Annotated in this window: 10 protein-coding genes; 5 read left to right on the top strand and 5 right to left on the bottom strand. The window is 68.7% G+C overall.

The annotated features are described in order from the left end of the window. Together BKY59_RS04785 and BKY59_RS17605 are read right to left on the bottom strand one after the other, a co-directional pair. On the bottom strand, positions 1–390 hold a 390-nt coding region (locus BKY59_RS04785; protein WP_129586195.1), incomplete at its 3' end, for a CoA transferase subunit A. Then, the gene (locus tag BKY59_RS17605; protein ID WP_165374792.1) at positions 387–533 is read right to left on the bottom strand and encodes a hypothetical protein; all 147 of its coding nucleotides are present in this window, start codon (positions 531–533) and stop codon (positions 387–389) included. The genes BKY59_RS17605 and BKY59_RS04785, both read right to left, overlap by 4 nt. A gap of 58 nt (positions 534–591) precedes the next feature. Between BKY59_RS17605 and BKY59_RS04780 the strand changes: the two genes are divergently transcribed. Further along, entirely contained in the window at positions 592–828 is a 237-nt protein-coding gene (locus BKY59_RS04780; protein WP_129586194.1) for a hypothetical protein, read from the top strand. A gap of 261 nt (positions 829–1,089) precedes the next feature. Then, positions 1,090–2,916: a DUF885 domain-containing protein gene (locus tag BKY59_RS04775; protein WP_076068942.1), complete on the top strand. Its 1,827-nt coding sequence runs from the start codon at positions 1,090–1,092 to the stop codon at positions 2,914–2,916. A gap of 695 nt (positions 2,917–3,611) precedes the next feature. Here BKY59_RS04775 and BKY59_RS04770 read toward each other — a convergent pair. From BKY59_RS04770 to BKY59_RS17600, 3 genes are all read right to left on the bottom strand, one after another. After that, positions 3,612–3,893: a hypothetical protein gene (locus BKY59_RS04770; protein WP_076068940.1), complete on the bottom strand. Its 282-nt coding sequence runs from the start codon at positions 3,891–3,893 to the stop codon at positions 3,612–3,614. 231 nt (positions 3,894–4,124) lie between these two features. After that, entirely contained in the window at positions 4,125–4,757 is a 633-nt protein-coding gene (locus BKY59_RS04765; RefSeq protein WP_076069027.1) for a YitT family protein, read from the bottom strand. Positions 4,758–4,863: 106 nt separating this feature from the next. Beyond that, the gene (locus BKY59_RS17600) at positions 4,864–5,034 is read right to left on the bottom strand and encodes a hypothetical protein (RefSeq protein WP_165374791.1); all 171 of its coding nucleotides are present in this window, start codon (positions 5,032–5,034) and stop codon (positions 4,864–4,866) included. Positions 5,035–5,055: 21 nt separating this feature from the next. On the opposite strand from BKY59_RS17600, the gene BKY59_RS17595 reads away from it, so the two are divergent. The 3 genes from BKY59_RS17595 to BKY59_RS04750 are packed head-to-tail and all read left to right on the top strand — an operon-like array spanning position 5,056 to position 7,392. Further along, positions 5,056–5,565 carry a PH domain-containing protein gene (locus BKY59_RS17595; RefSeq protein WP_076068938.1) on the top strand — a complete coding sequence of 170 codons (510 nt, stop codon included), beginning with the start codon at positions 5,056–5,058 and terminating at the stop codon, positions 5,563–5,565. Further along, entirely contained in the window at positions 5,562–7,133 is a 1,572-nt protein-coding gene (locus BKY59_RS04755) for a PH domain-containing protein (RefSeq protein ID WP_076068936.1), read from the top strand. Before BKY59_RS17595 ends, BKY59_RS04755 begins: the two co-directional genes overlap by 4 nt. After that, positions 7,108–7,392 carry a CsbD family protein gene (locus tag BKY59_RS04750; protein ID WP_076068934.1) on the top strand — a complete coding sequence of 95 codons (285 nt, stop codon included), beginning with the start codon at positions 7,108–7,110 and terminating at the stop codon, positions 7,390–7,392. The genes BKY59_RS04755 and BKY59_RS04750 overlap by 26 nt, the downstream gene beginning before the upstream one ends. Positions 7,393–7,406: the final 14 nt, after the last annotated feature.

Here is a 7,406-nt window from a genome sequence, read left to right as displayed (position 1 = left end):
CGCCACGACGGTGCCGACGCCGGTCTTGGTGAAGAACGCCGGAATGCCGGCCCCGCCCGCGCGGATCCGTTCCGCCAGCGTCCCCTGCGGGTTCAGTTCCAGCGCCAGCTCACCGCTCAGATATTGCTGCTCGAACAGCTTGTTCTCCCCGACATAGCTGGAGATCATCTTGGCGACCTGCCGCGATTCGAGCAGCATCCACAGTCCGAACCCGTCGGCCCCGGCATTGTTGGATACCACCGTCAGGCCCGTCACACCCGACGCGCGAACTTCCGGGATCAGGCTTTCCGGGTTGCCCGACAGGCCGAACCCGCCCGACATGATCGTCATGCCGTCGAACAACACGCCTTCCAGCGCCGCTGCGGGACTGTCGTAGATCTTGCTCTTCATGCTGCCTCCAGTGGGAGCCGACATATCTGTCCGCCGACCCGCGCCGCGCGGACCGCCCGCCTGCGGATATAGCCGAGTTCGGCCGTCTGGATATGCCGGTCGAACACGCCCGTCGTCGGAAACCGGCGGGTGGCCGTCCGCACGCCGCGCATGGGAACGGCTGGCGACGCGCGTCGTTCAATAGAGCGAAGGAGAATGACGATGGCCGACGACAATCTGGAAAACCACGCCTCCGAAGCCGGTGCCGCAGCCGGTGGCCCCAACGGCAACGAAACGGGCGATGCCAATCTGACCGAGGCACAGCGTCTCGAACTCCGCCGCCGCCGCGCGATGGCGAGCGCGGTCGACGACGCCGACGCCAGCCACCAGGGTGGCATGGGCGCACAGGGTGGCGCCGCCGATTTCGGCAAGCCCAAGAACTTCGGCCTGCCGGAGTAGGCGCCCGGCGGGGTGCCGCGGCCGATGGCCGTGGCACCCCGATCTTCAGGACGCGGCATGGGTTAAATCCCCCCCCGTTTGGTTCGAGCCTGTCGAGAACCCCGCGCTGAGTTCCCGACAAATTCGGGCATGGCGTGTGTATCAGCAAAACACCGAGATAGCGCCTGACCTGTGCCCGTTCCGACCAGGATACCACCGAAACTACTGGCGCGGTTTTCACGCCGCGCTAGTCTCCGGTCAAATCCTGATCGGAGCGCCTGGATGATCCTCGACCGCCGTACATTCGTCCTGTCCACTGCCGCTGCGGCGCTGTTGTCCGCGGGTGGCCGCGCGGTCGCCGCGGTCGATCCACGGCTCGGCACCGGGCTGGACGGCATCGCGAACGGCATTCTCGACACGTCGCCCGAAACGCTCAGCTATCTCGGGCTCGACAGCGGTGCGCGCGCCGGAGCACGCGGCCAGCTGTCGGATCGGTCGCCCGCCGCCCGCGCACGGACGCAAACCGACATCGCCCGCTACCGCCGTATCCTGGCGGGCATCGACCGCGCCGCATTGTCGCCGCACGATCGGCTGCTCTACGATTCGGTCGCCTACGAACTGGCCAACGGCGCGGCGGGTGGCCGCTTCGCCTATGGCAGCGTCGGCGTCCTGGGCGGCGGCAACCCCTATGTCATCAGCCAGCAGGACGGGGCGTACCAGAGCATCCCCGAATTCCTCGACTCCGTCCACCGCGTCGAAAACCGCGCGGATGCGGAGGCGTATCTTGCCCGCCTCGCCGCCTTCCCCACCGCGCTCGATCAGGAAACCGCGCAGGCCCGCCACGATGCCGGCCTCGGCGTCGTCGCGCCCGATTTCCTGCTCGATACCGCGCTCGGCCAGCTGCGCGATCTGCGCGCCGTGCCCGCCGCGCAGGCGCGGATGGTCACCTCGCTTACCCGTCGCACGGCGGAAAAGGCGATCGCTGGCGACTGGGCCGGCCGCGCGACGAAGATCGTGTCCGGCACCGTCTATCCCGCGCTCGACCGCCAGATCGCCGCGCTTACGACGATCCGCGGCAAGGCGACCGCGGACGCCGGCGCGTGGAAACTGCCGCAGGGCGACGCATATTATGCCTGGCTGCTGCAATATGCGACCAGCACCGATCTGTCGCCCGACGCGATCCACCGGATGGGTCTTGAACAGGGCCGCGAGCTCGACGCGCGGATGGACGCCGTCCTGAAGTCGCAGGGCCTGACGCAAGGGTCCGTCGCCGAACGACTCGCCGCGCTCACCCGCGATCCCAAACAGCTGTTCCCCAACAACGATACCGGCCGTGGCCAGGCCATCGCCTATGTCGAACAGCAGCTTGCAAAGCTCCGCACCATGTTGCCGCGTGTGTCGCGCATGACGATGCGCGCCGATCTCCAGGTCAAGCGCGTGCCGCCCGATATCGAGTCCGGCGCGGCGCTCGGCTACATGAACTTCGCCTCGCTCGACGGGTCGCGGCCGGCCATCTACTATATCAACCTGAAGGACATGGGGAACTGGCCGCGCTTCACCATTCCCTCGCTGTCCGCGCATGAAGGCCTGCCGGGCCACACTTGGCAGGGCGCCTATGTCGCCGAACATCGCGACGACGTACCGCTGATCGGGTCGCTGATGGGCTTCAACGCCTATACCGAAGGCTGGGCGCTCTATTCGGAACAGCTGGTCGACGAACTCGGCTTCTACGACGACGATCCGCTCGGCCGGCTGGGCATGTACCAGGCGCTGCGCTTCCGCGCGTCGCGGCTCGTCACCGATACCGGCCTCCATGCCAAGCGCTGGTCGCGCACGCAGGCGATCGACTATCTCACGTCCAGCACCGGCCGCGCGCGTGCCGCCTGCACCAGCGAGGTCGATCGCTATTGCGCCTCCCCCGGCCAGGCCTGCGGCTACAAGGTCGGCCATACCGAAATCGTCCGGCTGCGCGACAAGGCGAAAGCGGCGCTCGGCGCGCGGTACGACGTGCGCGATTTCAACGACGCGGTGATCCGCGCCGGGGCCGTGCCGCTGACCGTCCTGTCGACCGCGATCGACGATTATGTCGCGACGACGCGCCGGGCATGACGTCGCGCCCCCGTCGCATGACGATTGCGCAAACAGCATCGTGGCATCCGATCTAAGCACTTGCGAATCAACGTGCTGCGCTGCACAAAGAGTGTGCCTTTCAGGCATCCTCTCCTAAAACTTACGGGCTGGCCTTCGGGTCGGCCCTTTTTTTATGTGCGCTTATGCGATAACGCCGCCGCTCTGCAGCTCGGCCGAACAGCATAACTCGGAGCGGAGCCGCCGGCATGACCGGCAACGGCGTGCCGCAGCTGGGGGATCGAGCGTCTCGACGCTCTCCCCCAGACGCCGGGGCGGGTCCCCATCTCAAAGGCTGATCGCTGAAATCGGACCAGACCTGTTCTGACGTCGTTGTTCAGTAACCCGAAGCAGTCGTCATCCCGGACTTGATCCGGGATCCAAGGACGCAAGCGCAGACCCCGACCCTGGATCCCGGATCAAGTCCGGGATGACCGAACCGTTTGCGCAAAGGGGCGGAGAAAACCTCAAAGCGGGCCGGCACCCACCAAACCCGTCCATCCCGAGCGCAGTCGAGGGACCCGTCGAGCGCAGCCGAGACGGCCAACAGCCCCCCCCTCGGCTCCGCTTGAGGAAGCGTGCCTCGACTTCGCTCGGCATGGACGGGTGTTCAGTGATTCGATCGGAAGTCATCGCGCTCTGAAGCGCCATGATCGCGTCTCTCATACGGTCGCACTCTAAAGGTCGACAGCGTCCAGGATGATCGCATGCTGCCCCTGCTCGGGCATCGTGGCCGCGATCCGGGTCGCCACCCGTTCGATCCGCGCGCGCACCGTGTGGGACATCGCGCCGGCGGGACCGATGCCCAGCTTGGCGTCCGCGCCCGCCGTCAGGCACACGACAAAGGCGCGCGCATCGTAACAGGCGCGGTAGCAGCTCAGCATGGGCATCTGCACCGTGCCGCCCGCCACCGTCGGGTCGCGCAGCGGGTTGATGATGAGGGTCGGGGCGCGGCGCATACCCGCATCTACACCGGACCGCCGCCCTGCTCCAGCCACCGTCCAATTCCCCGGAAACCCACGACGATTGCGCTAACAACACGCGTCACGACCAAAAACGCACTTGTCTCAACGCGTGCTGCATCGCACAAGGATCGGGCCTTTCAGGCATCCTCTCCTAAAACTTTACGGGCTGGTCTTCGGATCGGCCCTTTTTTTGCCCGACGCCGATCGGTGCGCCGAACCCTGCCGTCACCGCGCGATATAACGGTCCGGCCGGTGCCAGGCGATCAGGATAAGGCTGATCGCCGCGGCGCTCAGTGCGGACCAGCCCAGCCGGTCGATGCTGACCACCGGGATCGCCGCCGCCAGGATCAGCACGTCGATCGCGATCTGCGTCCGGCCCGCATTCCAGCCACGTCGGCGTTGCAACCACAATGTCACGACGCCGGTGCCGCCCACGCCCGCATCGTGCCGCGCCAGCGACAATATGCCCATCCCGATCACCGTGCCGCCCACCAGGGCTGCGAACATCGGATGCACCGTCGCGATCGTCAGCGACAGCTTGGCGACCGCCGATATCGCCGCGATCCCGACATTGACCAGCACCGTCTTCACCGCGAACCGCGCACCCATCACGCGGTGCGCGAACAGAAAGAACGGAATGTTGATGACCGTGAACAGCACCCCGACCGGCAACGGCACCAGATAGGACAGCAGCAGCGCGACGCCGGCGATCCCCCCGGTCACCAGCCCCGCGGCGTGCAGCAGCACCAGCCCCAGCACCAGCAGGATGCACCCGACGACCAGCGCATAGCCATCCTCGACCAGGCTGTGCGCCGTTCCGGTCACGCCCGTCTCCGGTGTCTTGCTGCCGGTCGGCATACGGGTCGGCGTGGTGGTCGTCATGCGAAGGACCCGGATCCGGTGTGGCTGTATCGTCCGGCATCCGCTCCACCGGCCTGCTCGCGGCGCGACCTGTGTCACCCTCCTACCCCGCCCGGTCGCGCCCGTCGATGGACGACGCACGACCCGGTGCCGGATCACCCGCCGCGCCGCCCGGCCAGAACCGATCGATCCGACGCCCCACGCCGTCATGCCGCGCACGCCGTATGACGACCGCATCGCGCCCGCCCGCGCCATTTCGCTTGTCGCCGGGCAAGCCGGTACGCCAGGATGCGGCATGTCCATTCCCGAACTCCCCACGATGCGCCCGCTCGATCCGCGCCAGGTCGCCGTGCTCCGCGCGCATGGTGCGGCCGCCGCGGTGCCGGTGCTGCTGGCCACCGGCGTGGCGGAACTGGCTCTGGCGGCGAACGACGGGCCGAACGGCATCGTCGCCGCGCTTGCGCTGCTCGTCGTCGGCTGGCTGGTGATGGTGGCGCCCCGCCGGCGCTGGCGGCGCTGGTCCTACGCCTTCACGTCGCACGAACTGCATGTCGCCTCCGGCTGGCTGACGCAGGTCCATACCATCGTGCCGGTCGCGCGCGTCCAGCATATCGATCTGGCGCAGGGCCCGGCCGAACGGCGCTACGGCGTCGCCACGCTCGTCCTGCATACCGCCGGCACGGACCATAGCCGCGTCACCGTGCCCGGCCTCGCCCGCGCCGATGCCGAATCGATCCGCGACACGATCCGCGCCCATATGCTGCCCACCCCGTCAGCCTCGGCCCGGCCGGTCGCCCCGTCATGACCGACGTTTCCCATCACGCCGCCACCCCGCGCCGGCTCGATCCGCGCTCGCTCGTCCTGACGGCGGTCCGCAAGCTGCCGTCGCTGCTGTTCGGCATCCCGCTGGTCGCGACGATGAACGGCACGGGCCGGATCTGGCTGATCCCGCTGGCGCTCGCGGCGCTGATCGTCGGCGCGACGTCGCTCTGGCTGCGCTGGCGGTCCTTCACCTATGCGGTCGGCGTGGACGAGGTCGTCATCGCGCAGGGCATCGTCAATACCCGTCGCCGCTCCATCCCGATCGACCGGATCCAGGACGTCGCCGTCGAACGCGGGCCGCTGGCGCGCCTGTTCGGCCTCGCCACCGTCCGGCTGGAAACCGGCGCGGGCGAAACCGACGAGGGTCTGCTCGACGGCGTATCGCTGGCCGAGGCGCAGCGCCTGCGCGGCCTGCTCCGCGGCCCCGCGCTTGGCCCGGTCGGTCGGACCATGGCCACCACCGATACCGCGACCGCGACCGCCCCCGCCGAACGGATCCTGTTCGCGATGGGCGGCCGCCGGATCGCGCTGATGGGTGCGTTCGGCTTCTCGCTGGTCTGGCTCGCCGCTCTCGGCGCCGTCTGGCAGGCGGCGGACGGGTTCATTGATCTGGACTATGACCGCGTCGTCGACCGGATCGGCACCGCGCGCACCGCCGCGACGCGGGCGCTGTCGCTGCTCACCGTGCTGGCGACGGGTGGCGCGCTGCTCGCCACCGGGGTCGTCGCGGGCTTCGTCCACACGCTGATGACGCAACACGGGTTCCGGCTGTCGCTGGCCGACGGGCGCTTCCACCGGGTGCGCGGGCTGCTGACCCGGACCGAGGTGATCGTCGGCATCGCCCGCATCCAGCTCGCGCTGGTCGAACGCGGGCCGTTGTCCGGCCGGCTCGGCTGGGCATCGCTGCGGTTCCAGACCCTCGGCGGCAGCGACGATGCCGGCGGGCGGCAGGACATGGCCCCGTTTGCCCGCGACGCGGAAATCGCCGCGATCGTCGCGGCCGCCGGCCTGCCCGCATTCGATCCGCAACCGCTGCGCACGGTCGCGGCAAACCATGTCCTGCGCAGCGCGCTGGTCCATGCCGGCGCGCCGCTGGTCGCGCTGATCGTCGCCGGCATCCTGTTCCCGCCCGCCTTCTTCGGCCTGCTCCTGCTGCCGGTCCCCATCGGCAGCGCCCTGCTCGCCCGCCGGCATCACCGCTACGCGCTGGCCGGGCGCAGCCTCCAGGTGACGCGCGGTGTCCTGACGCGCCGCGAATGGACGGTTCCGCACGATGCGGTCCAGGCGGTGTCCCTGTCGCGCAGCTGGCTGCAACGCCGGCTCGGGCTCGTCACCGTGCGGATCGACACGGCGGGTGCGCGTGGCCTGCACCGGCCCGACATCGTCGATATCGCGCCGGCCGACGCGGTCCGGCTGGCGGCCAATCTGACGATGACCGAAATGAAATGGGAAACCGTTCGCAGTTCGGGCGTTGCCACACCCGTTACGACCCCGCAACGGGGACCAGACGACGAAAGGAACGATCATGAGCATCACGACACTGAAGGGTGACGGCAACGAAATCGGCGGCAAGCTTAAGGAAGCCGCAGGCGACCTGACCGGCGATCGCTCGCTGCAGTCGAGCGGCGTGGCCGACCAGGTGACCGGCAAGGTCCAGCAGGGCGTCGGTGCCGCGCGTGATGCGATCTCCGAAAACGTCGCCCCGCTCGCCGACAAGGCGAAGGGGTTCGCCAAGCAGCGCCCGTTCGCGACCGCGGCTCTGGTCGGCGTCGTCGGCATCGCGCTGCTCAACACGCTGCGCGGCCGCTAAGCCGTTTTCTCCAG

The organism is Sphingomonas montana, from assembly GCF_001956315.1.
Taxonomy (GTDB): Bacteria; Pseudomonadota; Alphaproteobacteria; order Sphingomonadales; family Sphingomonadaceae; genus Sphingomonas_R; species Sphingomonas_R montana.
This window is presented reverse-complemented; position numbering and strand designations above follow the sequence as displayed.

Bases quoted from the DNA above. Each gene is read 5' to 3' on its own strand.
- BKY59_RS04780 (WP_129586194.1), top strand. From the start codon at position 592: ATGGCCGACGACAATCTGGAAAACCACGCCTCCGAAGCCGGTGCCGCA.
- BKY59_RS04775 (WP_076068942.1), top strand. From the start codon at position 1,090: ATGATCCTCGACCGCCGTACATTCGTCCTGTCCACTGCCGCTGCGGCG.
- BKY59_RS04770 (WP_076068940.1), bottom strand. From the start codon at position 3,893: ATGCGCCGCGCCCCGACCCTCATCATCAACCCGCTGCGCGACCCGACG.
- BKY59_RS04765 (WP_076069027.1), bottom strand. From the start codon at position 4,757: ATGCCGACCGGCAGCAAGACACCGGAGACGGGCGTGACCGGAACGGCG.
- BKY59_RS17595 (WP_076068938.1), top strand. From the start codon at position 5,056: ATGTCCATTCCCGAACTCCCCACGATGCGCCCGCTCGATCCGCGCCAG.
- BKY59_RS04755 (WP_076068936.1), top strand. From the start codon at position 5,562: ATGACCGACGTTTCCCATCACGCCGCCACCCCGCGCCGGCTCGATCCG.
- BKY59_RS04750 (WP_076068934.1), top strand. From the start codon at position 7,108: ATGAGCATCACGACACTGAAGGGTGACGGCAACGAAATCGGCGGCAAG.